The 25959-nt window shown below is 64.8% G+C and carries 27 protein-coding genes; 9 read left to right on the top strand and 18 right to left on the bottom strand.

What is annotated here, in order from left to right:
* Positions 1-156 precede the first annotated feature (156 nt).
* From I6F35_RS20695 to I6F35_RS20680, 4 genes are all read right to left on the bottom strand, one after another.
* Positions 157-1143 carry a tripartite tricarboxylate transporter substrate binding protein gene (locus I6F35_RS20695; protein ID WP_225119509.1) on the bottom strand — a complete coding sequence of 329 codons (987 nt, stop codon included), beginning with the start codon at positions 1141-1143 and terminating at the stop codon, positions 157-159.
* Complete coding sequence (locus tag I6F35_RS20690) at positions 1140-2045, bottom strand: amidohydrolase family protein (RefSeq protein WP_225119508.1); 906 nt, start codon at positions 2043-2045, stop codon at positions 1140-1142. The genes I6F35_RS20695 and I6F35_RS20690 overlap by 4 nt, the downstream gene beginning before the upstream one ends.
* 14 nt (positions 2046-2059) lie before the next feature.
* Positions 2060-3079: an amidohydrolase family protein gene (locus I6F35_RS20685; protein ID WP_225119573.1), complete on the bottom strand. Its 1020-nt coding sequence runs from the start codon at positions 3077-3079 to the stop codon at positions 2060-2062.
* A 200-nt stretch (positions 3080-3279) separates the two neighbouring features.
* The gene (locus I6F35_RS20680) at positions 3280-3954 is read right to left on the bottom strand and encodes an RraA family protein (protein WP_225119507.1); all 675 of its coding nucleotides are present in this window, start codon (positions 3952-3954) and stop codon (positions 3280-3282) included.
* A 116-nt stretch (positions 3955-4070) separates the two neighbouring features.
* On the opposite strand from I6F35_RS20680, the gene I6F35_RS20675 reads away from it, so the two are divergent.
* Positions 4071-5042: a LysR substrate-binding domain-containing protein gene (locus tag I6F35_RS20675; protein WP_225119506.1), complete on the top strand. Its 972-nt coding sequence runs from the start codon at positions 4071-4073 to the stop codon at positions 5040-5042.
* A gap of 64 nt (positions 5043-5106) precedes the next feature.
* Here I6F35_RS20675 and I6F35_RS20670 read toward each other — a convergent pair whose 3' ends face one another.
* Both I6F35_RS20670 and ybaL read right to left on the bottom strand, forming a co-directional pair.
* Positions 5107-5586: a hypothetical protein gene (locus tag I6F35_RS20670; RefSeq protein WP_225119505.1), complete on the bottom strand. Its 480-nt coding sequence runs from the start codon at positions 5584-5586 to the stop codon at positions 5107-5109.
* Between the two features lie 48 nt (positions 5587-5634).
* On the bottom strand, positions 5635-7401 hold the full coding sequence (gene ybaL, locus I6F35_RS20665; protein ID WP_225119504.1) for a YbaL family putative K(+) efflux transporter: 1767 nt from the start codon (positions 7399-7401) through the stop codon (positions 5635-5637).
* A gap of 198 nt (positions 7402-7599) precedes the next feature.
* Here ybaL and I6F35_RS20660 point away from each other — a divergent pair, with 198 nt between their 5' ends.
* Positions 7600-8286, top strand: coding sequence for an alpha/beta family hydrolase (locus I6F35_RS20660; protein WP_225119503.1), 687 nt, complete (start codon positions 7600-7602; stop codon positions 8284-8286).
* 35 nt (positions 8287-8321) lie between these two features.
* Entirely contained in the window at positions 8322-9302 is a 981-nt protein-coding gene (locus tag I6F35_RS20655) for a DUF3280 domain-containing protein (RefSeq protein ID WP_225119502.1), read from the top strand.
* Positions 9303-9334: 32 nt separating this feature from the next.
* Here I6F35_RS20655 and I6F35_RS20650 read toward each other — a convergent pair whose 3' ends face one another.
* On the bottom strand, positions 9335-9628 hold the full coding sequence (locus tag I6F35_RS20650) for a GYD domain-containing protein (RefSeq protein ID WP_225119501.1): 294 nt from the start codon (positions 9626-9628) through the stop codon (positions 9335-9337).
* A gap of 171 nt (positions 9629-9799) precedes the next feature.
* On the opposite strand from I6F35_RS20650, the gene I6F35_RS20645 reads away from it, so the two are divergent.
* Positions 9800-10540 (top strand): aspartate/glutamate racemase family protein, encoded by a 741-nt coding sequence (locus I6F35_RS20645; RefSeq protein ID WP_225119500.1) that lies wholly within the window; start codon positions 9800-9802, stop codon positions 10538-10540.
* A 99-nt stretch (positions 10541-10639) separates the two neighbouring features.
* On the opposite strand, the gene I6F35_RS20640 is transcribed toward I6F35_RS20645, so the two are convergent.
* Positions 10640-11422 (bottom strand): SDR family oxidoreductase, encoded by a 783-nt coding sequence (locus tag I6F35_RS20640; protein ID WP_225119499.1) that lies wholly within the window; start codon positions 11420-11422, stop codon positions 10640-10642.
* A 200-nt stretch (positions 11423-11622) separates the two neighbouring features.
* Between I6F35_RS20640 and I6F35_RS20635 the strand changes: the two genes are divergently transcribed.
* The 4 genes from I6F35_RS20635 (at position 11623) to I6F35_RS20620 (ending at position 15355) form a co-directional block, all read left to right on the top strand.
* Entirely contained in the window at positions 11623-12450 is an 828-nt protein-coding gene (locus I6F35_RS20635; RefSeq protein ID WP_225119498.1) for a phytanoyl-CoA dioxygenase family protein, read from the top strand.
* 28 nt (positions 12451-12478) lie between these two features.
* Positions 12479-13285 (top strand): acetoacetate decarboxylase family protein, encoded by an 807-nt coding sequence (locus I6F35_RS20630; RefSeq protein ID WP_225119497.1) that lies wholly within the window; start codon positions 12479-12481, stop codon positions 13283-13285.
* A 139-nt stretch (positions 13286-13424) separates the two neighbouring features.
* Entirely contained in the window at positions 13425-14612 is a 1188-nt protein-coding gene (locus I6F35_RS20625; protein WP_225119572.1) for an ABC transporter substrate-binding protein, read from the top strand.
* Entirely contained in the window at positions 14609-15355 is a 747-nt protein-coding gene (locus I6F35_RS20620) for an SDR family NAD(P)-dependent oxidoreductase (RefSeq protein ID WP_225119496.1), read from the top strand. The genes I6F35_RS20625 and I6F35_RS20620 overlap by 4 nt, the downstream gene beginning before the upstream one ends.
* On the opposite strand, the gene I6F35_RS20615 is transcribed toward I6F35_RS20620, so the two are convergent.
* From I6F35_RS20615 to I6F35_RS20575, 10 genes are all read right to left on the bottom strand, one after another.
* The gene (locus tag I6F35_RS20615) at positions 15352-16122 is read right to left on the bottom strand and encodes an IclR family transcriptional regulator (protein ID WP_225119495.1); all 771 of its coding nucleotides are present in this window, start codon (positions 16120-16122) and stop codon (positions 15352-15354) included. The two genes, I6F35_RS20620 and I6F35_RS20615, sit on opposite strands and share 4 nt — an antisense overlap.
* Positions 16123-16268: 146 nt before the next feature.
* Positions 16269-17036, bottom strand: a complete 768-nt coding sequence (locus I6F35_RS20610; RefSeq protein ID WP_225119494.1) for an arylmalonate decarboxylase — start codon at positions 17034-17036, stop codon at positions 16269-16271.
* 11 nt (positions 17037-17047) lie between these two features.
* The gene (locus I6F35_RS20605; protein WP_225119493.1) at positions 17048-17956 is read right to left on the bottom strand and encodes an ABC transporter substrate-binding protein; all 909 of its coding nucleotides are present in this window, start codon (positions 17954-17956) and stop codon (positions 17048-17050) included.
* Between the two features lie 12 nt (positions 17957-17968).
* Positions 17969-19279 carry an MFS transporter gene (locus I6F35_RS20600; RefSeq protein ID WP_225119492.1) on the bottom strand — a complete coding sequence of 437 codons (1311 nt, stop codon included), beginning with the start codon at positions 19277-19279 and terminating at the stop codon, positions 17969-17971.
* A gap of 357 nt (positions 19280-19636) precedes the next feature.
* The gene (locus I6F35_RS20595) at positions 19637-20530 is read right to left on the bottom strand and encodes a LysR family transcriptional regulator (RefSeq protein ID WP_225119491.1); all 894 of its coding nucleotides are present in this window, start codon (positions 20528-20530) and stop codon (positions 19637-19639) included.
* Between the two features lie 257 nt (positions 20531-20787).
* The gene (locus I6F35_RS40215) at positions 20788-20916 is read right to left on the bottom strand and encodes a hypothetical protein (RefSeq protein ID WP_275945477.1); all 129 of its coding nucleotides are present in this window, start codon (positions 20914-20916) and stop codon (positions 20788-20790) included.
* A gap of 77 nt (positions 20917-20993) precedes the next feature.
* Positions 20994-21605, bottom strand: coding sequence for a molecular chaperone TorD family protein (locus I6F35_RS20590; protein WP_225119490.1), 612 nt, complete (start codon positions 21603-21605; stop codon positions 20994-20996).
* Between the two features lie 36 nt (positions 21606-21641).
* Complete coding sequence (locus tag I6F35_RS20585) at positions 21642-22286, bottom strand: DUF3306 domain-containing protein (protein WP_225119489.1); 645 nt, start codon at positions 22284-22286, stop codon at positions 21642-21644.
* A gap of 35 nt (positions 22287-22321) precedes the next feature.
* Positions 22322-22783 (bottom strand): DUF3305 domain-containing protein, encoded by a 462-nt coding sequence (locus I6F35_RS20580; RefSeq protein ID WP_225119488.1) that lies wholly within the window; start codon positions 22781-22783, stop codon positions 22322-22324.
* Positions 22780-24003 carry a DUF6352 family protein gene (locus I6F35_RS20575; RefSeq protein WP_225119487.1) on the bottom strand — a complete coding sequence of 408 codons (1224 nt, stop codon included), beginning with the start codon at positions 24001-24003 and terminating at the stop codon, positions 22780-22782. The genes I6F35_RS20580 and I6F35_RS20575 overlap by 4 nt, the downstream gene beginning before the upstream one ends.
* Here I6F35_RS20575 and I6F35_RS20570 point away from each other — a divergent pair.
* Positions 23965-25956 (top strand): 4Fe-4S binding protein, encoded by a 1992-nt coding sequence (locus I6F35_RS20570; protein WP_225119486.1) that lies wholly within the window; start codon positions 23965-23967, stop codon positions 25954-25956. The genes I6F35_RS20575 and I6F35_RS20570 overlap by 39 nt on opposite strands.
* Positions 25957-25959 lie beyond the last annotated feature (3 nt).

Genomic DNA, 25959 nt, shown 5'->3' with positions numbered 1-25959 from the left:
AGCGTTTTCGAGCGAAGTGGATACCGGTTCGCGTGAAGAAAACGCGTCAAAACAAGAATCTAGAGCTTCGGTTCTGATTCAATCAGAACCGAAAATGCTCTAGCCGGCCCCCTCTCCCGCAAGCGGGGCGAGGTCCAGCTCGCCCGCAGGAGCCGATCACTCCGCCTTGATCTTGGCGGTGCGGATGATGTTGCCCCAGCGTTCCGTCTCGGACTTGATGAAGGCGCGGAAATCCTCGGGCGTGCCGCCTTTGACAACGGCGCCCATCTCGCGAAGGCTGTCCTTCACCTTCTGATCGCCAAGCGCAAGGTCGATCTCCTTGTTCAGCCGCGTCACGATCTCCTTGGGCGTGCGGGCGGGAACCAGGAAGCCCCACCAGACGGTGGCCTCGACGCCAGGAAAACCGGCCTCGGTGACCGTCGGGACATCCGGCAGCAGCACCAGCCGCTCGCGCGAGCTGACCGCGACTGGCCGGAGCTGGTTGGCACGGATCTGCGGCATGCCCTGCACGGGATCGACGAACATGAAGGAAACGCGGCCGGCGATGATATCGACCATCGCCTGCGCGCCGCCCTTGTACGGCACGTGCAGCGCCTGGATGCCGGTCACCTGCTTGAAAATCTCCGCCGCGAGATGGCCCGAGGTGCCGGTGCCGGCGGAGGCAAAGGTGAGCTTGTCCGGCGATGCCTTGGCCATGTCGACGATGTCCTTGACGGTCTTGGCCTCGAATTGCGGCTGCACCACCAGGATCAGAGGCGAATATCCGACGAGGGCGACCGGCTCGAGGTCCTTTTCCGCGTTGAAGGGCAGGCTGTCGAACAGCGCCTCGTTGGTCGCGAGGTTGTTGGCGGCGATCAGGACATTGTAGCCGTCGGGATCGGACTTGGCGACGAAGGCGGTCGCGATGTTGCCGCTGGCGCCGGGCCGGTTCTCGATCACGATCGGCTGGCCGAGCTGCGGGCCGGCCTGCTGCATCACGGTGCGCGCGACGATATCGACCGCGCCGCCTGCCGAGAACGGCACCGCGACATGGATCGCCCGCTCGGGATAGCCGGCCGCGCGCGCCATTCCGGTCAAGCCGGGCGATAGCGTGGCGCCGGCAAGCAGCGACAGGACGGTGCGTCGGTCGATCTGGTCTGTCACGGGCGGGCCTCGTTCGATGTTGCTGGTTTGACGGCGCCACCGGTTTCGGGCCAGCGCAGCAGCGCCGCGGCGGTGCCGCCGAGCACCTGCCTGCGATCGCCGTCGGTCAGGAACGGAAGCTCGCGCCGCATGTGGTCGAGACATTCCAGATAGGAGCACGGCAGACGCGTGAGATCGGATCCCCACATGATGCGATCGGCACCGAATGCTTCGAAGGTTCGCTGCAAATAGGGTCGCAGGCTGGCGAACGGATAGGAGCTGTCCGTGTAGCACGGCAACGAGCTCGCCTTGATCGCGACATTTGGAAACTTTGCCAGCGCGAGCAGTTCGTCCAGATCGGCAAAACAGGCTTGATCGCGCAGTGCGCTCTGCCGCGCCATGTGGTCGAGGATGATGGTGAGACCGGGATAGCGGGCGGCCAGCGCCGCGATCTCCTTGAGCAGGCCAGGCGCCAGCGCCATCAGCGGAATCTCGAGCCGCTGGCAGTCGGACCAGAACCATTCGATGGCGCCGGGCTCCAGCCAGCGTGCCCATTGCGGCTTGTAGAAGGTCATGCGAATGCCGAGCATCCCCGGCTGGTCGAGCCAAGTCTGCAGCCGTTCGCGCGCGCCGGCTTCATCCGGATTGAAACGGCCCATCACCGCGAAACGCTCCGGAAATCGTTGCGCAGCTTCAAGCGCCGTATCGTTGGAATCGCCGACCGGCGACGGCGGCACGATCACCGCGCGGTCGACGCCGGTGCGGTTCATCATCCCGATCAATTCGTCGGCGCCGAGCGGCTCGGGCCGATGCGGCCGCGCGCCCGGGACCGCAACGAAGGACGGCTTGCCGATCTGTTCGGCCGGCCAGGGCCGATCGGGACGATGCGCTTCCCAGAGATGAACCTGCGAGTCCGTGATCACTAGCTATCCCTGACTCAGTTGAAGAATTCAGCGGGAATGCGGCTGTACACGCGCCGCGCGTTGCCGGCGAAGATCGCGCGCTTCTCGTCTGCGCTCAGCAGCGGCGAGCCATCGATGTAGCGCCGCGTATCGTCGTAGCTGAAGCCGGTCTGGGGATCGATGCCCTTCACCGCGCCGACCATCTCTGAAGCAAACAGGATGTTCTCGGCCGGGATCACCTTCGTCAGCAGGTCGATGCCGGGCTGGTGATAGACGCAGGTGTCGAAGAACACATTCTTCAGCACGCTTTCGGACAGCGGTGGCCGCTTCTGGTCCTGCGCGATGCCGCGGTAGCGGCCCCAATGATAGGGTATGGCGCCGCCGCCATGCGGGATGATCAGTTTCAGCGTCGGAAAGTCCTTGAACAGATCCGACATCAGGAACTGCACGAAGGCGGTGGTGTCGCCGTTGATGTAATGGCTGCCGGTGGTGTGGAAGACTGGATTGGCGGCGGCGCTGACATGGATCATCGCGGGCACGTCGAGCTCGACCATCTTCTCATAGAGCGGATACCACCAGCGGTCGGTCAGCGGCGGGTCCTTCCAATAGCCGCCGCTTGGATCCGGATTGAGGTTGCATCCGACGAAGCCGAGCTCCTCGACGCAGCGCTTCAGCTCCGCGATGCAGTTCTTCGGCGCAACGCCGGGCGACTGCGGCAACTGGCAGACGCCGATGAAATTCTTCGGATAGAGTTTTGTCAGTCGATAGATCAGGTCATTCGAAATCCGCGACCAGGCCTCGCTGACTGCGGCGTCGCCGATGTGATGGCTCATGCCCGAGGCCCGCGGCGAGAACAGCGTCACCGACGTGCCGCGCTCGCGCTGCAGCCGCAGTTGCGCGCCCTCGACCGATTGCCGCAACTCGTCGTCGCTGATCTTCAGTGCGTCGACCGAAGGCATCTGCGAGGGATCCCCGATCGCCGCGATTTGCCGCTTGCGCCAGTCGAGCAGCGCCCGCGGCTCCGTGGTGTAATGGCCGTGGCAATCGATGATCAGTCCGCTCGGTGCCTGTGCCCGGCGCAGCCCTTCGGTCGCTTCGATATTCGTCGGAGGCGAAAAGTGAGAAGACCCACCCGAAGCCATCACCGCCTGGAAGGCCAGCGGGTCCCCGCAACACGAACAGTTGTTCGGGTGGACCGATCCGGAAAAAGCAAACACGGCATACTCCCTTGCGAACGTCGCGTGCGACGTCGCGATCAAACGTCAATCTTGCAGCCGAGCCGGGTCAGCGCCGCATCGACCCAGGCGCGGTCGAGCTTGCCCTCCTTGATCAACGCGAGCTGCCTGATCTCGGCCGCATGCTTGGCCTCGGTCGCCTTCAGCACCTCGGCCGTGACATCGAAGGGCACGCAGACGATGCCGTCGCCATCGCCGACGATCAGGTCGCCAGGCGCGATCACCATGCCGTCGATCGCGATCGGCACGTTGATCTCGCCCGGACCATCCTTGTAGGGTCCGCGATGGGTAACGCCGGCGGCATAGACCGGGAAAGTGCCGGCATGGAGCGTATCGTAGTCGCGGATCGCGCCGTAGATCACGATGCCGGCGACGCCGCGCCGCTCGGCCTGCGCCGCCATCATCTCGCCGATCAGGGAATTGGTGAGATCGCCGCCGCCGTCGACCACAATCACATCGCCCGGTTCGGCGATGTCGATCGCCTTGTGCACCATCAGATTGTCGCCGGGACGTGTCTTCACCGTGAAGGCCGGACCGGCGAGCACGCCTTCCTTATGGATCGGCCGCAGCGCCGCACCGCCCGCAGTCATCCGCGACATGGAATCGCTGATATTGGCGACCGGCAGCTCGCGGAATTTCGCGACAGTGCCCGCATCGACCTTGCGCGTGCGTTTGCAGATCTGGAATCCAATCATCGCCTCGCTCCCTTGCCACTCGGATTGTTCGTTGCTTGCCGCCGATGTACGCGCGACCGAGCCATTTCGTCCAATATGATATTGACAGCCCGGCTATACGTTTTGACTATAAGAGGATGGATTATCGCCAGCTTCGCTATTTCATCGCGGTGGCCGAAGAGCTCAGCTTCAGCCGCGCCGCCCGACGCCTGAACATCAGCCAGCCGCCGCTCAGCATCCAGATCAAGGCGATCGAGGCCGAGGTCGGAACGGCACTGTTCAGCCGCAATCGGCGCAAGGTCGAACTCACGCCGGCCGGCGCAGTGCTGCTGGACAATGCGCGTCGCGCGGTGAAGCAGCTCGAGCAGACCACCGAGGCGGTGCGGCGTGCCGGCCGCGGCGAGGCCGGCACCATCCGGCTCGCGTTCACGAGCTCAGTTCCAATGCGTGAAGCCTTCGCACAGATGCTGCGCGCCTTCCGCAGCCGCTATCCCGATGTGCAGATCGAATTGCAGCACCTGGGAACCGGCTCGCAATTCGCGGCCCTCGCTGACGACCAGATCGATTTCGGCATCCTGCGGCCGCCAGCCGTGCTGCAGAAGAACCGGAATATCAAGCTGATGCCGTTATGGCGCGACCGCTCGCGGCTGTTCTTTCCGTCGACCCATCGGCTCGCCGCGTCGGCCGCACCGGTCGAGATGACCGAGCTGGTCGATCAGCCGTTTGTCGGCGTCGAACCTGTCGTCAATTGCGGCATGCATGAACATCTGATGACGCTGTGCGGCGCGGCCGGCTTCACGCCGCGCATCCAGCAGGAAGCGCGCGAGCTCAACACCGTGCTCGGCCTCGTCTCCGCAGGCCTCGGCATTGCCGTGCTGCCTGAGTGCTATACGTGCATGGCGATACCGGGCGTTTCCAGTCGCCCGATCGCAGGCATCGACGCCGAGAGCTGGCTCATGATTGCGATGCGCGATCGTAGCATGCCGCCACTGATGCAGCGCTTCATTGATGTCGCCTGCAACCGCGGCGCGGATGCACCGCATCTGGTGCCGTCGAAGACGGTCAACGAACGGGCCAAGGCACAGGCGAAGATCGTCCCGCTCCGCTGAGCGTTCGCGGGCGCGCTGCGGCCGCTGCGCTATCTAAGCGCCGGATCGACCAAATTCAGCGCGGCTACGCCAATTGCTGCGGGCTTAGGCTGCCGAGCCACGTGCGCGCCGAGTGGATGTTGTGAAAATCCTTGATCGCAATCTGTTTGGCCAATTTCGAATGGATGCTCCCTATCGAGACCTTCCCGAAGAAGGTCAGCGATACCGCTGTGGCCACAGCCTTCAAGCCTGCCGCCCGCGCTCGCGGCAGCCAGTCTTCGACGATCCACTTCTGATCTTCCGCATGGACGATCGGCAAGTCCGAATCATCGCCCAGGATCCTGTCGGCGGCGTGCTGCGTGAGCATGCCCAGGATGATCTCATGGATGAAGCGAAGCTGGGCGCTGGTCGCGTACTTCCGCCACACCACCGCGATGCAGGAAATGCTTTCATCGTAAGAAAGCGAACAGATCGGGTTGTCCTTCGGATTGTTCAACAAGTGGATCCCATCGGTGGATTCGCCTTCGATGATCCGCTTCAGCTCCGCCAGAGAACTCGCGCCCATTCCGATCCTCTTACTGCTGCCTGCGTCCCCACGCGCAACGGCGGCATACTAGCGATCTGCCGGCGCGTTTGGAACATCGTGCCGGGCGATTATAGTCGGAGCGTCGTCTGGTTCCATCTCTCGCGCTTGCGGCTCACGCTGCAGGCTTTCGATCATTGCCCGTGCAATCTCGCGCTCACCCATGATGACGGTATCTGCGCCCAGTCGCGCGAGATGCTCGACCTCGGCGTCCGAATGCGCGCGGGCGATGGTCCGGATGTCCGGATTGGCCGCGCGCGCCTGCTGCACGATCTGCCCGGCTTCGAACGCCTCGGGAATTGCGACCACCAGGTAGCGGGCCGCGGACGGATTGGCGGCGGCAAGCACGTCGGCGCGGGCCGCATTACCCATGATCGCCTCGATGCTTTTCTGCTTGAGCCCGCTGACGATCGCATCCGCATCCTCGATCACAAGGAACGGCTGGCCCGCCTCCTTCATCGCGTTGCCGACGATGTTTCCGACCCGGCCGTAGCCGACCAGGATCGCATGACCGGTCAGGCCCGTGACCGGGATCTTTTCGCGGGCGGGAGGAGCAGCCGTCTCGGGCGACGCCCCGCCTCGATCAAGGCGCGGTATCAGCCAGTCCACGCCTGCGAAGATCAGCGGATTGAGCATGATCGAAAGGATCGATCCGGCCAGGATCAGGTCGCGACCTTCCTTTGGGAGCAGATTGGACACAACGCCAATCTCCGCCAGGATGAAGGAGAACTCGCCGATCTGGGCGAGACTGGCGGAGATCGTCAGTGCGGTGGAGACCGGGTGCCGGAACGCCAGCACGATCAGGAAGGCCGCAACCGACTTGCCGATCGTGATGATGAAGAGCGTGCCGATCAGCGGCCATGGTTCGCGGACCACGCTCATCGGATCGAACAGCATGCCGACGGAAACGAAGAACAGCACCGCAAAAGCGTCCCGCAGCGGCAGCGACTCCTGCGCCGCGCGCTGGCTGAGCGGGGATTCCGTCAGCATCATCCCGGCGAAGAAGGCGCCGAGCGCAAGCGAAACGTCGAACAGCTTGGTCGCGCCGAACGCAACGCCGAGCGCGATCGCCAGCACGGCGAGCCGGAACAATTCGCGCGAACCGGTATGCGCAACGTAATGCAGGATCCAGGGAATGAGCCTGCGTCCCACCACCAGCATCAGGGCGATGAACAGGCCGACCTTGGCGACCGTGAGCAGCAACGTGCCGGTGAGGCCAAGACCAAGGCGCGCTGCGAGCGGACCGACGGTCTGCGCATCGCCATTGCCACCGAGCACGCTCGCAAGTGCCGGCAGCAGCACGAGCGCGAGCACCATCGCCAGATCTTCCACGATCAGCCAGCCGACGGCGATCTTGCCGCGATCGGTATCCATCAACCGGCGCTCCTGCATCGCGCGAAGCAGCACGACGGTGCTGGCGACCGATAATGCGAGCCCGAACACGAGGCCGGCCCCGATCGTCCAGTCCATGGCCAGCGCGAGCGCAAGCCCCATCAGCGTCGCAACCGCGATCTGGACCACGGCGCCAGGCAGTGCGATGGCGCGGACAGACAGCAGATCGTTGAGAGAAAAATGCAGGCCCACCCCGAACATCAGCAGGATGATGCCTAGTTCCGCCAGCTCCGTTGCCAGCGACTGGTCCGCGACGAAGCCGGGGGTGAAGGGACCGACCGCAACTTCGGCGAGCAGATAGCCGACCAGCGGTGGAAGACGGAACCGCTGGGCCAAGGCACCGAACACAAAAGCCAGTCCAAGCCCTGCAACAATGGTCGCGATAAGTGGCGTATGATGCAGCATTTTCAGCTTTTGGCACAATCTGTCGCCGATGTCCCGCGACCATTTGTGGCGAAGTGTCTCATTCGCCGCGCGGTCTGCACCCGACGAGATTGGCAGTAGCTTCGCAGCCCGGGTGAAGCGCAGCGCAACCCGGGACCTCTGCGTCGACGAGCGGTCCCGGGTTACGCTGGCGCTCCACCCGGGCTACATACCAGGACGATGACAACCGATACGCAGTCCCTCAAGATCGAGGTCGAACACGCCGGCGCGGTTTCGGCGCTGCTGCTGCGCCCGCCGCAGGCGCGCGCCATTTACGTGTTTGCCCACGGCGCGGGCGCCGGCATGACGCATGCCTCGATGGAAGTGATTGCCGCTGGCCTTGCCGCGCGTGGCATCGCGACGCTGCGTTATCAGTTCCCCTACATGGAGAAGGGCAGCAAGCGGCCTGACCCGCCGGGCGTTGCGCATGCCGCCGTGCGCGCTGCGGTGGCGGAAGCCGCGCAGCGATGCGCCGATCTGCCGCTCTTTGCCGGCGGAAAATCGTTCGGCGGGCGGATGACCTCACAGGCGCAGGCGATCAAGCCGCTTGCCGGCGTGCGCGGCCTGGTGTTTCTCGCCTTCCCGCTGCATCCGGCCGGAAAGCCATCCAGCGAACGGGCAACGCATCTTGCGGATGTCCAAATCCCCATGCTGTTCCTGCAGGGCACGCGCGATGCGCTGGCGGAATTGAAGCTGCTCGAGCCGGTGCTCAAGGAACTCGGCTCATTGGCGACGCTGCATCTCGTGAAGGAAGCCGATCACTCGTTTCATGTGCTGGCGCGGTCGGGCCGCAACGACCGCGAAGTGATGGACGAAGTGCTCGATGCGTTTGCGGCGTGGGTGGATTCCATCGTCCGGCAGGCATAGTCTGGTAGCTTGGATGATCACCGAAAGGTCCGCCGATGCACCGATCCCGTCTTGGTTTGCACGCCGTCACCTTATTTGGGCTCTTGCTGGGCTGCGGCTCTGCCGGTGCGGCCACCACCAGCGTGCCGGCAGCCCAGACCCTGGGCGTCACGATTGAAGAGTTCGGCTATCTCGACACCTCGGGCGAGCCCACCGATCAGACCGCCGCCCATCAAAAGCGCCTGCAGGCGTTCATGGCCGCGCTCCGACGAGATGTCGAGGCCGACGCACGCTACCGTCTCATCCCGCCCGCGACGGACGATCGGGCAACGCCCGCCGAGCGCATCGAGGCCGCCGCACGAGGCGGCGCCAACATCCTGATCACCGGCGGCGTTCAGAAGATGAGTACCCTGGTCCAATGGGCGACCGCGGCGGTCATCGACATTGGCGCCAACCGGGTCCTGTTCGAACGGCGCTACTCGTTTCGCGGCGACAATGACGAGGCGTGGGATCGCGCCGAGAGCTTCCTGTCCCGCGACGTCCGCGCAGCGCTGGCGTCGCAGCTATCGGCCTCTCCAGCGGCTGCACAGGCACCGATCGCGCTTGCGGTGTTCGACTTCGAGCTGGAAGATACCACCGCGGCCGCTGCGGCCAGCGGCGTCACGGCTTCGGATACCGCGCAACTGGCCGACGTCACCAGCGGCGTACGCGAACTGTTCGCGCAATCGGGTCGCTACCGCACGATCGAGATCGGCGATACGAACGCGGACGCCGTCAAGTCGCATACGCTGCGAGACTGCGGCGGCTGCGAGGCCGGCATCGCCCTGAAGCTCGGCGCGGATCAATCGCTGATCGGCGTGGTGCGGCGGGTCAGCCGCACCGAGTACACGATCGGATTTCAAGTCCGCGACGCCCGGACCAGCGCCATCGTTTCGCGGGCCGACAGCGGCCTTCGCATGGGCGCCGATTACTCGTGGCGGCGGGGCGCCGTGCGCCTGGTCAAGGATCACCTGCTCGAGGACCGTGCCCAGCAGTAGGTCGCCGCACGGCACCCAGCGCCTTGCGATCGTCAGAGCATGTTGCCGACGATCTTCGTCATCTCGGCCGCCGAATATGCCCGCAGCGTTTCGCTGCGAACATTGCCGAGCGCGCCGAGGCTCAGACTGAGCGACATGGCGGACGATTCGTCCGGCGCTTCGATGAAGGTGACGATGTCGTATCGCCCTTGGGTCCAGACGATCTCCTTCACCTTCACGCCGAACGTCTTTGCCATCTCCTTGAAAGCTTCCGCGCGCTTCGGAGACTCCTTGGCGCTGCGGATTCCCTGATCGGTGAACTTCGCCAGCACGACGTAAGTTACCATGGCCGTCCTCCTTAGGTTGGGACCCTGTGCAACTTGGCATGAGGAAGTCGCGTCGAGCATGCCACAGCGGCACGCACACAGCCACAGGCTCGTTGAGAAAGGTCTCCGTCGGGAAGGTCACGGGGCGTGACCCATTTTGCCACGCAGCTTGATCCGGGTTACGATAACGTCATGGCACCGACAAGAATCCTGATCGTCAATCCCAACACCACCATCACGATGACCGAGACCATCGCCGCCGCAGCGCGCGCTGCAGCGTCGCCCGGCACCGAGATCTCCGCCGTCACCTCGGCGATGGGGCCGGTCTCGATCGAGGGCTACTACGACGAGGCTTTCGCCGTGCCGGGCCTGGTCCAGGCGCTGTTGAACGCACAGGATGCGAATGCCGGGATCATTGCCTGCTTCGACGACACCGGATTGGATGCGGCGCGATCGGCGGCGCCATTTCCGGTGATCGGCATTTGCGAAGCGGCGCTCATCACTGCGGGCCAGCTCGCAAAGCGCATCGCTGTCGTCACCACGTTGCCGCGCTCGGTCGTGCCGCTGGAAGAGCTGGTGCGTCGCTATGGGTTCGCCGAACGAGTCTCGGTGACGGCATGCGATGTGGCGGTGCTCGATCTGGAAAAGCCTGGCTCCGGTGCGCAGGAAAAGCTTTGCGCTGAAATCGAGCGGGCGCTGGAAAAGGGCGCGGAGGCGATCGTGCTGGGCTGCGCCGGCATGGCCGATCTTGCGGCCGTCTTGTCGAAAAAATTCGGTGTGCCCGTCATCGACGGCGTCGCTGCCGCTGTGAAGCAGGCCGAGGCGCTGATCGGGCTGAAGCTTACGACCTCGCGCCGTGGCGCCTACGCGTTTCCAGGCGCGAAGAACTATATGGGCTTGCTAAAAGAATTCGCGCCATCAAAGAATGCGTAAATCCGTCATTGCGAGGAGCGACCGTGACGGAGCAATCCATATCTCCGCGAGAGGCGCTATGGATTGCTTCGCTGCGCCCGCAATGACGGCTGGAAACGTTCACGCCGAGGACGGCGCGCCGTAGATCCGGTCGCGCAGGCGGCGCATGCCGGCAAGCCAGCGGTCGCGGCTCGACGCCTTCCGCTGCATGTATTCCTGCACCTGCGGGTGCGACAGGATCAGGAAGCGTTCTTCCTCCATCGCTTCGATCACGATGCGCGCGACTTCGGCCGGCTGCATCACGCCATCGACCCGCGCCGCGCTCGGCCCCGGCGTGGTCATGCCCGTCTGCACCGACTGCGGGCACAGCACGGAGACGCGGATGCCGCGGTCGCCATACTGAATCGCAAGATGCTCGGCGAGCGCAACTGCGGCGTTCTTGGTCACGCCATACGGCATCGAGTTCAGCGAGGCCAAAAGACCCGCGGCCGACGCCGTGTTGAGAAGATAGCCGGAGCCGCGCTCGAGCATGCCGGGCACCAGCGCCCGCGCCGCGAACACGTGGCTCATCACATGCACGCGCCAGCTCACGTCCCAGTCGGCATCGGCGGCCGTCTCCTGTCCCTTGCGCGACAGCCCGGCATTGGAGAAGAAGACGTCGACTGGGCCATATTTTGCCTCCGCCGCGGCGACCAGCGCCTTGATGTCCTCTTCCAGCCCGACATCGGCGGTGACCGCCAGCCCATCGATATCGCCGGCGACGCTCGCGAGCCGCTCGCGCGTCGTCTTGAGATCCGCGACGACGACACCGCGCGCTCCAGCCTCGGCATAGGCCCGCGCCACGGCCTCGCCGATACCACCAGCCGCTCCCGTCACGACGCAGACCTTGTCTTTGACACGCATGGCGGAGCGCTCCTTTTCTTACCGATTTGGCTTCATTTTTTCGTCGCCCGGCGCCGCTGGCAACCGCTTTCTGAAGGAACGCGTCTGGTCTCGTTCGGACGCAATCGGACCCTGCGGAACCGCCACGACGCGGCTTGACTCGGGTGGGAAATTTGATTTCATATATGGAACTAAATAACCATATATGAAATGAGGAAACCATGGCCCTGCTGTCGGAAGCTGCGATCACCCACTACCGCGAGCACGGCTACTACGCCCCGATCAGGGTCATGTCCGCGGCCGAGGTCGAAGGCATTCGCAAGCGACTGGAGGCGCATGAGGCCGCGCACGGCGCGCTCAAGGGATCGATGCGGCACAAGAGTCATCTGCTGTTCACCTGGCTCGATGGGCTGATCCGGCATCCGGCCATTCTCGACGCAGTCGAGAGCGTGATCGGCCCCGACATCCTCTGCTGGAGTTCCACTTTCTTCATCAAGGAGGCGCGCGATCCCGGCTTCGTCTCCTGGCACCAGGACTCGACCTATTGGGGCCTCGACCCCGCCGATATCGTCACCGCATGGGTCGCGCTGTCCGAGAGCACCGCCGAGAACGGCGCCATGCGCGTCATTCCCGACACCCAGACGCTGGAGCAAATCGCCCATCGCGACACTTTTGCCGCTGACAATCTGCTGACGCGCGGTCAGGAGATCGCGGTCGATGTCGACGAGAGCAAGGCCGTGATGCTGCAGCTTCAGCCCGGCGAGATGTCGTTGCACCACGTCCGCCTGATCCATGGCAGCGACCCCAACCCGTCGGCGAAGCGCCGGATCGGCTTTGCGATCCGCTATCTGCCGACCCATGTGCGGCAGGTCGTGGGCACGAATGACAGCGCCACGCTGGTGCGCGGGGTCGACCGCTACAACAACTTCGCGCCGGAACATGCCCCGGAGAGCGATCTGTCCGACGCCGCGATGGCCTTCCACGCCCATGTCATGGGCGACCAGCAGAAGGTCTTGATGCGGAACACGCAAGCGGGCGCCATGCGATGAGCATGCCGCCGATGGAGAGCAAGCCCAGATGACCGACCCGATCACCGACCCGAACGATCCCCGGCGCCGCATGTTCGGCGATTACCGGTTGAAGCCGAACAGCGGGGTCAATCCACCCTACTCGCCGGCCTATCCGGTGGAATGGGGCTGCACGTTGCGGACGGTCGAGATCATGACCCGCGTCGCCCCCGGCAAAGTGGCGAGCCTGCTCGCGGATACCCCGTTCGAGATCGCGAGCGACCGCGTCGCCTTCCGCTTCATGGTGTCGCCGGGCCATTCGCTGGCGGTGCATGCCGGGCAGATGTTCGACCTGATGATCACCGTGCCCGTGCGCTACAAGGGCCTGTTCACCGAGACGCACATCTTCATGTATTGCAGCGACCCGATGGGCATCTGCGCCGGCCGGGAAGTCTTCGGCTACACCAAGAAGGACGCGCACTACAGCTTCAATGAGCAGCCGGACGGCTCGATCAATGGCTCGGTCAGGCGGCGGGGCATCCCGCTGGCGAATTTTTCCTTTACGCCCGATCCGAAGGCGCCGGTCGTCCGCATCGTTGACGGCGACGAACTGCCCGCCGGCGAAATCCATGTTCGCCGGTTGCCGCATCCGGAGCGCCTGGAGACGGCCTATGCCGATATCGCCTATCGCCGCACACCGCTGAAATATTCCGCACCGCAACCCGGCCGCGCTTCGATGACGCTGCACGCAAGCGAATACGACCCGATCGCCGATCTCCAGCCGGAGATCCTCGGCGCGCATTTCATGGTGTCGGAGGTCTATGGCGGCGGTTTCGAGGTCGAAGACCGGCGGCTCATCGAGCGGCTGATTCCGTGAACGACAACATCGACCCGCGCGCAAAGCACGCGCGGGCGCACACATCCGCGCGTGAGCTCGGACCATACATGGGAGGGTTTTGAATATGATAAAGTATGTTTCGTTGAACCGTCGCCGGCTGCTGGCCGGCCTCGGCGGCATGGCATTGGGCTTCACGAGCCTGGGTGCCCAGGCGCAGGAGCCCGGGCCGCTTCGGCTCGGCGTGCTCACGGACATGTCGAGCCTCTATGCCGACGTCACCGGGCCCGGATCGCTGCTGGCGGCGAAGATGGCGGTGGAGGACTTTCAGGCCTCCCCGCACAAGATGACCAGGCCGATCGAGGTCATCAGCGGCGACCACATGAACAAGGCCGATCTCGCCGCCAACATCGCGCGCGAATGGGTCGATCGTAGCAATGTCGATGCCATCATCGACGCGCCGAATTCCGCGGTGGCGCTGGCGGTGCGCAACGTCGTGCAGCAGAACAACAAGACGCTCCTGGTATCGGGCGCGTCCTCGTCCGACCTCACCGGCAAGGCGTGCTCGCCAAACCTCGTGCACTGGACCTACGACACCTACGCGCTGTCGTCGGGCGCCACGCGGGCCGTCGTCGGCAGCGGCGGCAAGACCTGGTTCACACTGACCGCCGACTATGCGTTCGGGCATGCGATGGAGGCGGACATCAAGAATGTGGTGCAGAAGCTTGGCGGCAAGGTCGTGGGTGGCGTGCGCACGCCGATCAACACCCAGGATTTCTCCTCCTTCCTCTTGCAGGCGCAGGCCTCGAAGGCCGAGGTCATTGCCCTGATCAACGCCGGCGGCGACACCATCAATTCGATCAAGCAATCGGTCGAGTTCGGCATCCCGCAGGGCGGCCAGCGCGTGGTCGCCACCGTCCTCTATCTCAGCGACGTGCATTCGCTGGGGCTGAAGGTGGCGCAGGGCCTGCAGTTCACCGAGTCCTTCTACTGGGATCTCAACGATGACACCCGCGCCTGGGCCAAGCGCTTCGCTCCGCGCAACAACGGCCGTTACCCCACCGCGCTGCAGGCCGGCGTCTATGCCGCCACGCTGCATTACCTCAAGGCCGTCGACGCGCTCGGCGCCTCCGGCGACGGCAAGGCGGTGGTGCAGGAGATGAAGAAGCTGCCGACCGACGATCCCCTGTTCGGCAAGGGCAGCGTTCGCGCCGACGGCCGCAAGCTGCACAACATGTATCTGTTCGAGGTCAAGAAGCCGGAAGAGTCCAAATATCCCTGGGACTATTACAAGCTGATCAAGACCATCCCGCCCGGCGAAGCATGGCGTCCGCTGGAGGAAGGCGGCTGCGACTTCCTGAAATCATGAACGGCGACGTAGCGCTCGTCACCGGCGGTGGCGGCGACATCGGCCGGGCGATCGCACTCGCGCTGGCCCGGACCAGCCGGGCGGTCGCCATCGTCGATATCGATGAAGCGGCGGCCGCGGCAACGGCGCGCCTGGTTGAGGCGGCCGGCGCCCGGGCGCTCGCCATCCGCGCCGACGTCTCGAGCGCGGCGGAGACCGCGGGGTTTGTCGAAGCGATCGAGCAGCGGCTTGGCCCGATCGGCGTCTTCGCCAACAATGCCGGCATCGAAGGGGTGGTCGCGCCGCTGCACGAATATCCTGATGATACGTTCGACCGGCTGTTGCAGGTCAATGTGAAGGGCGTCTTCCTCGGCCTCAAATACGTGCTGGCCCGGATGATGCCGCGCGGCCGCGGCGCGATCGTCAACACCGCATCGACCTCGGCAATCCGCGGCCGCGCCGGCCTTGCCGGCTATGTGGCGTCCAAGCATGCGGTGCTCGGCCTGACCCGCACCGCCGCGCTGGAGGTGACCGGCACGAAGATCAGGGTCAACGCGATCCTGCCCGGCCCGATCGAGTCGCGCATGATCCATGACCTCGAGGACCAGGCCCGCGAGCGCTCGGTCGCGCCACGCCGAAGCGGCGGCGCGCCCTACGGGAAGCCGGAGCATATCGCTGAAGTCGTCGCGTTTCTCGCGTCCGACGCCGCCGCGCATGTCAATGGCGCCGCCTGGGTCGTCGATGCCGGAATGACGGTAGGTTAAGGCACGCCGCCGATCTTCTCCGAGACGATCTTCGCGGCGGCGCGCAACTCGGTGGCGATGGTGGCGGCTTCACTGGCGGGGATGCGGTCCTGCCGCACCAAGGGTACGGTCAACGCGGCGACGGCGCGGCCCGAAGCTTCGACGATCGGGCAGCTATAGGCGAGGATACGGGTATAGCCGTCGTCATTGGAGAAATTGCCGCCCTCCGCCGAGATTCGGTCCAGCGCCGCGAGCGCCTTCTTGCCGCTGATCCGATCATTGGCGGCGATGACGTCCGCCAGCTCCTGACGCCGGCCCTCGAGCTGGAATGCCGCCAGCACCTTGGCCGATGCATATTGCTGGGTCAGCGGAAACACCGCGCCGACCTTGACCGACCAGCCCATCAGCCATTCCGGCTCGATCCGCGCGATCACCATGAACTGCTCGCCATGCAGAACGGTGAGATGACAGGACAGTTGCACGCGGCCGGCAAGCTGCTCCATCACAGGCAATGCGGCCTTCAGCAGCCGTTCGGTCGGCGGGAATTGCGAGGCGATCCGGAACAACTTCAGCGTCAGGGTATATTCCCCCGTCGCGGGATCGCGCGTGACATAGCCGCGGCGCTCCAGCGCCACCAGCATGCGGAAGATCTCGCCGACGGAACGGCCGACGCGCTCGGCCAGCTGCTTCTGGCTGAGACCGCGCGCCTCCGCCGACAGCGCTTCCAGAAGATCCAGCCCCTTTTCAAGGGCGGGAGCGCCCGGTTGCACCTTCTTCGCTTTCTTCATCCGTGAAGCCTTGGGACATGCCAGCACATTATCTCCCGGCCGCGCATGCGGCAGGGAACGAAGTCTGGATGTACCTGATCACCCGCGCGACGAAAAGTTATCTGCGCGGCTGGCCCGCGCGGCAATCTCCACGGGTGTGGATTGCCTCAGCGAGCGGCTGCGACCGGCTCTGCGCTTCTCACGGCCGGGTCTGAGAACAGGCGACCGTAATCCACGACATCGCCGTCGATGCCGTTCGACCTCATGAGGTGCCAGGCCATGCTCTGGTTGCTCGTGAGCACGGGGATTCCCGAGACCCGCTCGAGTTCGGCGATAACGGGCGCCGACTTGATGGCTGTGCAGCTAATGAGGCAGGCATCGGCGCGTGGGTCGATTGCGTCCCTCGCCCAGTCGAGGATCGCCGCGGAGCTGAGGCCGGCCATTTCTGAATTGGTGTTGATCCCCAGATTGGCGCCGCCCGCGACCTGGAAACCGCTGGCCTCCAGGAACGCGATCTCGCGCGCATGCACCTCATCGATATAGGGTGTCAGCAGCGAGACCCGTCTGGCGTTCAGGCGCGTCAACCCGGCCAGGATCGCATCCGCCGTGGTGAAGCAGCGGATGCCGGAGGCCGACTGGATGCGCTCACGGATGCCGCCGGCGAGCTCCGGCGCGAAGGTCGAAACCGCCGTGCAATGGAACACGATGACATCGACCTCGGCGTCCGCCAGCAGCCCGGAGGCGGCCTCGAGCCGATCGAGCATGCGCATCAGCTCCGGTCTCGAGCTGCCGCGTAGCGCCAACCGTGTCACCAGCATGGAGACTTGCCGCGGCAGCATGGCGCGGATCTCCGGCTCGGCCACCGAATTTCCGGATGGAACGAGCAGGCCGGCGCGCAGCCGGCTGCCGTAGTCGATATCGGGCAAGGTCGGCATGGTCGTGCCCGTCAGGCCGCGACGTCGTGCTGGGCAGCATGCAGATAGCTGCAGTTGATGTAGTCGGCGGCCTGCGACTTGACGCGATTGGGCACCGCGCGGATCAAGGAGCTGATCTCGATCAGCGCCTGCACCGCGGCATCGCTCGCATCGCCATCGCGCGGGAAGATCTCATCCCTGGCGTATTCGTCCCAGGCGCGCTCGGCATAGCTCTGGGCAATGCCGGTTTCGGCCATCGCGATCGGGGTGACGCCGGCGCGATTGGCGAAGAACCATTCATGTGCACGCACGAAGGCGCGCATGAAGCGGTGCATCGTGTCCGCATTTGCCTTGGCCCAGCGGCTGTCGACATTCAGCGAGGTGAACTGAAAGTATGGCACCTCCTGGCGAGGTTCACACAGGCTCGGATAGCCCTGGTCGATGGCGATATAGTTCAGCGGCGCGCCCTGCAGGCCAGCATCGATCTCGCCGGACTGCAGCATCTCCCACCGCGTCAGGATCGGCCCCACCGCGCGGATCTTGTAGTCGCGCGGATAGTCCAGGCCGCGCGCGGAAAGCAGCTTCATGACCAGCGACGAGCTGCCCGCCTCGATCGAGGAGACACCGACGGTCTTGCCGCGCAGGTCCTCCGCCGTCCTGATGTTCTTGCCAGCGATGAAGGAGAAAGGCAGCCGGTTGACATTGCCGCCGATGATTTCGAGGAAGCCGCCGGCCTCGCTGTCAAGGATCACGTGCTCGGTGATCCCGTAGCCGAGCTCGGCGCGGCCGTCACGGATGCGATTGGTCACCTCGTCGACACCCTCATAGAGCTCGATTGCGACATCAAGCCCTTCATCGGCGAACATGCCGCGGTGCTTGGCGATCCAGACCGGCATGTTGAAATAGTTCCGCGAGACCGCGGTAAATGTCAGCTTCTTCATTGGCTTGCTCCCTTAGACGACCGAGGCCGCGCGGTCCTGCAGCCTCGCTTCTGGCGCGGCGGAGAGCCGGATCGGCGTCCGCGCCCCTGATGTGATGACCACGGCGCCGCCGAGCAGCAGCACGCCCGCAATCAGGAACGCGCCGGAATAGCCGCCGGTGGCCGCCACCACATAGCCGGTGATAATCGGCGCCGCAGTGCCGAACAGATTGCCGCCCATGATCAGGAGACTGGTGGCGGCGCCATTGTAGCGGCCATCGGTCATCAGGTCGGCGGTAAGCGCAATGTTCATCGCCATCGCGGTGGCCACACAGGCGAGCGAAATGCTGATCAGGGTCGTGATCACCCAGATCGAATCGACCAGCGGCGCGGCGAGGATCACCGACGACAGCAGCAGCATCGCGGCAATCAGCTTGCGGCGGTCGGCGTTCGCTCGACCTGATTTTTTCAGCAGACGATCGCTGAACCAGCCGAGCCCAAGGCCGAGGATCGCGGCCACGCCATAGGGAATGGCGGAGAACAGGCTCGACTTGAGTATGTCCATGCCACGCGTCGCCGCGAGATAGCTCGGCAGCCAGGTCATGAAGAGATAGAGCGTATAGCCGGCGCAGCCTTGCGTGAGCGCCAACGCCCACATCGAGGGGCTGCTCAACAGTCCTTTCAGCGCGGCCGACTGATTCAGTTCGCCGGCTCCGCGTGCGGCGATGGCGCCACGGTTCTTCAGGATGAAGTCGCGCTCCTCGGCGCCAAGCCATGACGCACGCTCCGGCTGGCGATACAACGCGAACCAGAGCAGCGCGAGCACGACGCCAGCGGCGCCGGTGATATAGAACGACTCGCGCCAGCCGAACGCGACGATCAGCGAGCCGACCACGACCGAGCCGACGCAGAGCCCGGCATGGGCGCCGCAATTGAGGAACGCCGAAGCGATGCCACGCTCGCTCTCCGGCGCCCATTCGCGGATGATCTTGCCGCCGGCGGGATAGCTTGCGGACTCGCCGATGCCCAGCACCAGGCGCGACGCGAACAGCGAGGAATAGGTTGTCGCAAGGCCGGTCCAGATCCCGGCCAGCGACCACAATCCAAGCGTGGAGTAGGTGACCGCGCGGCCGCCATAGCGATCGGCGAGCATGCCCATCGGAATCAGGCAGATCAGATAGGTCCAGAGAAAGGCGGAGAAGATATAGCCCATGTCGATCGGCGTCAGGCCATAGGCCTCCGAAATCGACTTCGCCGCGACCGAGAGATTAACCCGGTCGAGATAGTTGATGAACATCAGCACGAACAGGCCGATGTAGACAAGATACCGCTTCTGAAGGGCCACCGCGTTTCTCCCGCCGTCTCTTGTGTCGTTGATGGCCGTACGATGTCACAAAGCGGTCAGATAAATAAAACTCATAATTTTCATGTTGGATATGAGGTTGATTCATACGAATGCGCCCACGATGAACGCTGTGCCCCCTCTCCCGCTTGCGGGAGAGGGTTGGGGTGAGAGCTGCATCCACACTGGGACTCTCGACGCGATTTGCGAACGCCGGAGTCGAGTTGTGCGAGCTCAGCTGTTAGCAGCCCCTTCGCGGAGAAATCCTCACCCCAGCCCTCTCCCGCAAGCGGGAGAAGGAGTCCGATTTGTTTGCGCGGCGGGAGTGAACGTATCCATGCGCCTGATCGGAACACACGCCTAAAACTGCTTCGCGATCAGCGCGCGCAGCCAGGTCTGGCCGGGATCGAGCGCGAAGCGCGGGTGCCATTCGAGGTCGATCGCGAAAGTGACGTCATCGAGCGGAAAGCGGACTGAGGTGCACGGCAGTGGCGTTTCCTTGTCGCGCGCCCATCGTGCGGGGATGGCTGCGACGAGGTCGCTGCTGGCCACGATATGGCGCGCATCCCGCCAGCTCGGCACGTTGAATACGATGCGGCGATAAAGTCCGCGGATGCGCAGTGCGTCATCGATCACATTGGTGCCGATGGTGCCGGCGACCTTGACATGCGAGAGCGAAGCGTAGAACGGCAGCGTCATCCTGCTGTGACGCGCCGGATTGGTTTTTCGCATCAGCACCACGAACCGTTCATCGAGCACGCGCAGCCGCTCGCGCCGGCCTTCCGGATTCCCTGATGAGGCGAGCCGTACGTGAATTTCGTCGCCGACGATCTCGTCCTCGCGCGGATCGCCGGTGAAATGCGCCGCATTGATGCGGATGCCGGGCGCTTCCTTCCTCAGGATGGGACACAATCGCTGCAGCAGGTGGCCTGATACATATTCGGAGATCCGCAGCGTGAAAGTTCGCTCGGCGGTCGCGGGATCGAAACTTGCCGACTTGTCGATGGTCCGTTCGATCTGCTCCAGCGCCGCATGCGTCGCGTTGGCAAGTTCGAGCGCACGCAACGTCGGCTCCATCCCGTCGGGCGAGCGGACAAACAGCTCATCATTGAAGGTGTCGCGGAGCCGCCGCAGCGCGTGACTCACGGCCGACTGCGTCAATCCCATGCGCCGCGCGGCCTTGGACACGCTGCGCTCGGCGACGAGGGCCTCGAGCATGACCAGCAGATTGAGATCGATGGTTCGGGGACGCATGGCAGGCCGGCTATGGGCGGAGAGATTCTCGGTCTAGCCCTATCATGGGCCGATCCCGTTTCTCAAACCGTCGGTCCGAAGCCGGACGGCCGCATCGGACGATCGCAACAGCCTATGTGGTCGGCGCTGGATAGATCAGCGACGGATCGTCGATGTCCTGAACCGGCAATTTCTCGACGCCGGCCACCGCGTGCAATGCACCAGCGGCGGCATGGCCGCTGGGATTCGAGACCCGCGCCGGTTGCGTGTCATCGCTGCTAAACTCGGGCGCTCGGCAAGGCGAAGGCCGTCGTCGCCGATTCCTGCACGAAATTGTCGAGAATCACCGCCGCTCCAACGGCAATGACGACAGCGAGCAGGCAGGCCAGGACGAACGCGCGCATCATGCTTTCTCCTTTTCACGTCAAGTTGTAGCACAGTTCCGCAAGCCGACGAGTTCCGTTTCGCGGACAAAAAGCCGTGTTCAGACGGGAAGCGCAAACGCTTCGGCTTCGATGTCGATGAAGGTGCGCCCGAGCGCGCCAACCGATGCGTAGAAATCGGCCGATTTTGCCCGTTCCAGGTCGATGAAGAAGCGCCTGATCCAGGGAGAAAGATGCCGCTCGAAGACATCGCGATCGGCGCCATCGGGCGCGGCGATACCGCCACCGGCAAGGCCCGCCATGATCTCGCAGAGGAATCCGGCGTGGTCCTCCGGCTCCGTCCGCTCCGGTGTCTTTTCGATGCCGAGGCTGTCGAGCGTTTCCCGCACGCGGACGAGCGGACGCCCATACAAAGTTTCGGCGAGATAATGCGACGCATAGGGCAGCAGTGCGCCCTCCCCCAGGCCGGCAAACAGCGAAAAGAATTCGCGTGACGCGCGCTCCGCATTGGTCCGGCGCGCCGCTTCGGCCAGCGCGATATGCGCCATGCCGATCGGGCTGGCATCGCCGCGCAGGCCGGCGAGACGGGAAAGAAGCTGCCCATCCGGGCCTCGGGTCAGCAAGGTCGCGAGCAGCGCATATTCCTGCGCCCGGGCGTGGTCGATCTCATCGACGATGCGCGCTGCAGAGCTCTTTGAAATTGAATCCGTCATGGTTCGATCCGGAAAGACATGCCGCCTTGTCGATCGCTATCGGGGCAACGCGCTGCCGTGACGCCGTTTTCGCGGAGCATCCCGTGCTTCCTCGGCAGGTGGTTGCTCTCCCTCCGCGCCCATCTCCTGTGGTTCGTTCGATTGCGCAGCGGCATCCGCGACCGCCGGCTCGTCGATCGCGGGCGGCTGATCGAGAACGGGCTCTGCGGAATCGGCTGCCGCGGGCCGAACCGGATCGACCGGCTGTGACGTGTCCGCAAGCGCCTCCGGAATCTGCTCCAAGCGTCTCGAGACCTGCGCGAGAAGGTCGGCGGCGTTTTCCGTGGGATCGAGCGGGCCGAAGCCCGGGATTGCGTTCGGATCGTTGAAATCCCATTGGTTCTCCGCGATGCCGATGAAATCGCGGATGGCGGGATCGCTGGTCCAGGCACGGCGCAATGCGGCGCGGGTCAATTCGGCCGGCACGCCGGAGCGCAGGAACGCGGCGATATCCGTATTGGCGGCGATCGATTCGATCGACGGCAGGCTGGCGAGGTCGAACGGCTCATCATTCGCCACGTCGGCCGCCGGCGGCGGAGGCGCTTCTCCACTGTCAATTGGAGCGGCCTCCGTGTCCTGGCGTTCCTTCGCGGCCTGCTTCAGCCGTGCCCAGCGGAGGAAAACATTGTGCTCTTCAGCCACTGTCCGTTCTCTCTCGTATCCTAGCTCGGCGGCACCTACCGGTCGCGCTGCCGCTTGATGAAGGGGCGCTCGACATGATGCTCGGCAACAAATCGCTCGACGACCTCCGCAATGCCGGCGGGCATCGGCACCGCCTCGACCAGGTTGCTGCCGGCGTCGGTGAACGCCTCGCCCTCGGCCGGATCCGCGGTGACGGCGAGCAGTTCGTAGGGCGGCTCAGAACCGGTCGGGCGCAAGTTGACCCATAGGGCGGGCGAGCCGGACGCGAGATTGTCGCGATAATTGGTGGTCTCGGTGCGGTGCAACTCGATCATGGCTTCGCCCGCGTAGAACAACGTCACCTCTCCTTGCCTATCCAGCGGCGTCCATGGCGCGGCCGACGGGCTTCCGGCAAGCACCGAAACCGGCCGCCACAAAAAGTCTGCCCAGGCACTGCGGCCCTTGCGCCGCTCGACCACGACGCCCACGGAAATGCGCTCCAGTGCCGTCGATATCAATTCACTGCCTCCGCGTTCGCAATCGGCAAACCGGTGATGAGGTTTTGCGGCTTCAGCCGCAACACCCCCTCCGCCGTCATGGCGAGCAGCAGATAAACCGGCTCGCCCCTGACCGTTTCAATCATATAGGTGGGATCGCGGAACGTCAGCCGGAACAGCCCAATCAACTGGGCGCGCGCCTCCTCGTCGAAATCATCGCCATGCCAGATCGCGTCCCCAATGCGCGTGGCCTCGGCGCTGAGTCCGACATACCAGTTCCATGATACCTCGCGCAGTTCCGCCACCGGCTCGACCTCAACCTCGATCGCCAGCAGATGCGCAACCCAGCGGGCGATCACGTCACCGAGCGCGATCAGGCCGCGCTCGCCGACGGCCAGGTCGAGCGCCAGGTCGAACCGGTCGCTGCGCTCCCAATAGCCATCGGCGGTGGTGCCGTTCAGCACATCGACCTCGGTGACGTCGGGCAATCCGAGCAGCGCCATCAGCGGCGACGCCGAATGGCGGCCGGTCACGGACCCGCGTTCCTCGTCGATGGCGAGGACAGAGGCCCCTTCGATCATCAGCTTCTGCGGGCGGAAAAACAGCTCGGCGGCGCGCAGCATGAACGCATCGCCGCAATCGTCCAGCGCATTGCGCAGGATCAGTTGCACCAATTGGCCAATGAAGAGCTGGGGAAAGGCGATGTTGCGCCTGATGATCGCGAGATACGCAGCCTCAACGCTCCGATGCTTCACGAGATGGTCGCGCCAGGCGATCATCATCTGCCAGTTCTCGCGCGCATCGGCGTCGGCGATCGCCTCGATCTGGCCAGCCGCGACAGGCCGCCGCGGATCGCGCAGCAGGGCGCGGTGCAGTTCCTGCTCGGCCGCGCAGGCGTCCGGTGGCGGCATCAGCTCGGGCCGCGCCAGGTACGCCTTCAGGAAGTCGTCGGTGACCAGCAGCCGGCCGTTCTCGTCCCGGTCGAGCAGGTGATGGCCGCACGCGAGCCAGAAATCACGCGGCGCGCTCATCTGATGCTCCCTGCAAGTCCGCCATACCGCCATCGTATTTTGCCGGAGAGACAGTATATACTTCCATAAATTCCCGGCCAGTTTCGCCGGCTGCCCTGTGTAGCTACACGAGTTCGTGACCGCATGCCTGAGACTGCGAGGCGTCTTTTCATCTGTTCGTGCGAGGGCACGATGCCGCTCGACGGCGATGCTATCAGCCGCGGCTGCCATCACGAGCCCGCGGCGGCAACGCAGCTCTGCCGCGCCGAACTCGATCGCTTCCGGACCCTTGCCGCCGAAGACGGCCCGCTCACCATCGCCTGCACCCAGGAGGCGCGGTTGTTCTCGGACGTCGCCGCGGAAAGCGGCCGCACGCAATCCATACAATTCGCCAACATCCGCGAGACTGCCGGATGGTCCAATGACGCCGCGCGCGCGGGGCCAAAGATGGCGGCTCTGCTTGCCGCCGCGGCCGAGACTGCACCGTCGCCGCCATCGGTCGAATTCGAAAGCGGCGGCGTCATCCTGATCTGCGGCCGCAATGAGACCGCGATCGAGGCCGGCAATCTGCTCAAGGACCATCTCGACGTCACCGTGCTGATCGAACCGCCCGCCGCCATCGCGCCGCCGCGCAGTGACGAATTCCCGGTGGCGAAGGGAAAGGTGATCGCGGCACGCGGCCATCTCGGCGCCTTCGAGGTGACGGTCGACGATTTCGCCGAAGCGGCACCCTCCTCGCGCGGCACGTTGCTGTTCGGTCCGACGCGCAACAATGCGCGATCGAATTGCGACATCATCCTCGACCTGACCGGTGGGACGCCGTTGTTCCCGGCGGCGGACTTGCGCGACGGCTATCTGCGCGCCGATCCGGATCATCCGACCGCGATGCTGCAGGCCGTGCTCAAGGCGCGGGATCTCCTCGGCACCTTCGAGAAGCCGCGCTACGTCACGTTCGACGCCAAGCTGTGCGCGCATTCGCGCTCGGGGCGCACCGGCTGCACCCGTTGTCTCGATCTCTGTCCCGCGGGCGCGATTACACCGGCCGGCGATCATGTGGCGATCGATGCCGACATCTGCGCAGGTTGCGGGCAATGCGCGGCGGCCTGCCCCACCGGCGCCGCATCCTACGCGCTGCCGCCGGAAGACACGTTGATGCGCAAGCTGCGCGCGATGCTGATCGCCTATCGCGAGGCCGGCGGCGAGCAGGCGGTCGTGCTCGTGCATGATGAGGCGCATGGCGCGCCGCTGATCGACGCGCTGGCACGGTTCGGCGACGGGCTGCCGGCCAACGTGCTGCCGTTCGCGGTCAACGAGGTCACCCAGGTCGGACTTGAGAGCATCGCCGCGGCCTTCGCCTATGGCACCTCCGCGATGCGCTTCCTGCTGCGGGCGAAACCGCGTCATGACGTCGCGGGCCTGAAGCGAACCATGGCGATCGCCGATCCGATCCTGGCCGGCCTCGGCTTCGGCGCGGAGCGGATTGCCACCATCGAGACCGACGATCCGGACACCCTGCTCGAAACATTGCGCGCGATCCCGTCATTGTCGCCTGCGCCGCATCCGGCGAGTTTCCGGGCCACGGGGAAGAAACGCGACGTGCTGCGTTTTGCGCTCGGCGAATTGCATCGCGCCGCACCGGCGCCGGCCGACATCATCGCGCTGCCGGTGGGCGCGCCGTTCGGCGCTGTGGAGGTCGATGCGTCCGGCTGCACACTATGTCTCTCCTGCGTATCGGCGTGCCCGACCAGCGCCTTGCGCGACGATCCCGAGCGGCCGGTGCTGCGCTTCGTCGAGGACGCCTGCGTGCAATGCGGCCTGTGCAAGTCGACCTGTCCGGAGAAGGTGATCACGCTGGTGCCGCGGATCGATTTCGGCGCCGTCAGGGCCCCTGCCCGCATCCTCAAGGAGGAAGAACCGTTCTGCTGCATCCGCTGCGGCAAGCCGTTCGGCGTCAAGAGCACGATCGAGCGCGTGGTCGCCAAGCTCGAAGGCAAGCACTGGATGTACAGGGGCGCACCGCGCAAGCTCGACGTCATCAAGATGTGCGACGATTGCCGCGTCAACTTTGTCGCCGAACAGGGTTTTGAATCCTACGGCGTGGCGAGCCCGACCGTCCGCACCACCGACGATTACCTGCGCGAACGCGACGCGCAGCCGAGCGGCACCGACCGCGACCAACACTGAAGG

Source organism: Bradyrhizobium sp. BRP22 (assembly GCF_020194175.1).
Lineage (GTDB): Bacteria > Pseudomonadota > Alphaproteobacteria > Rhizobiales > Xanthobacteraceae > Bradyrhizobium.
Note: the sequence above shows the minus strand (reverse complement) of the source record. Positions and strands in the feature narration are given on the sequence as shown.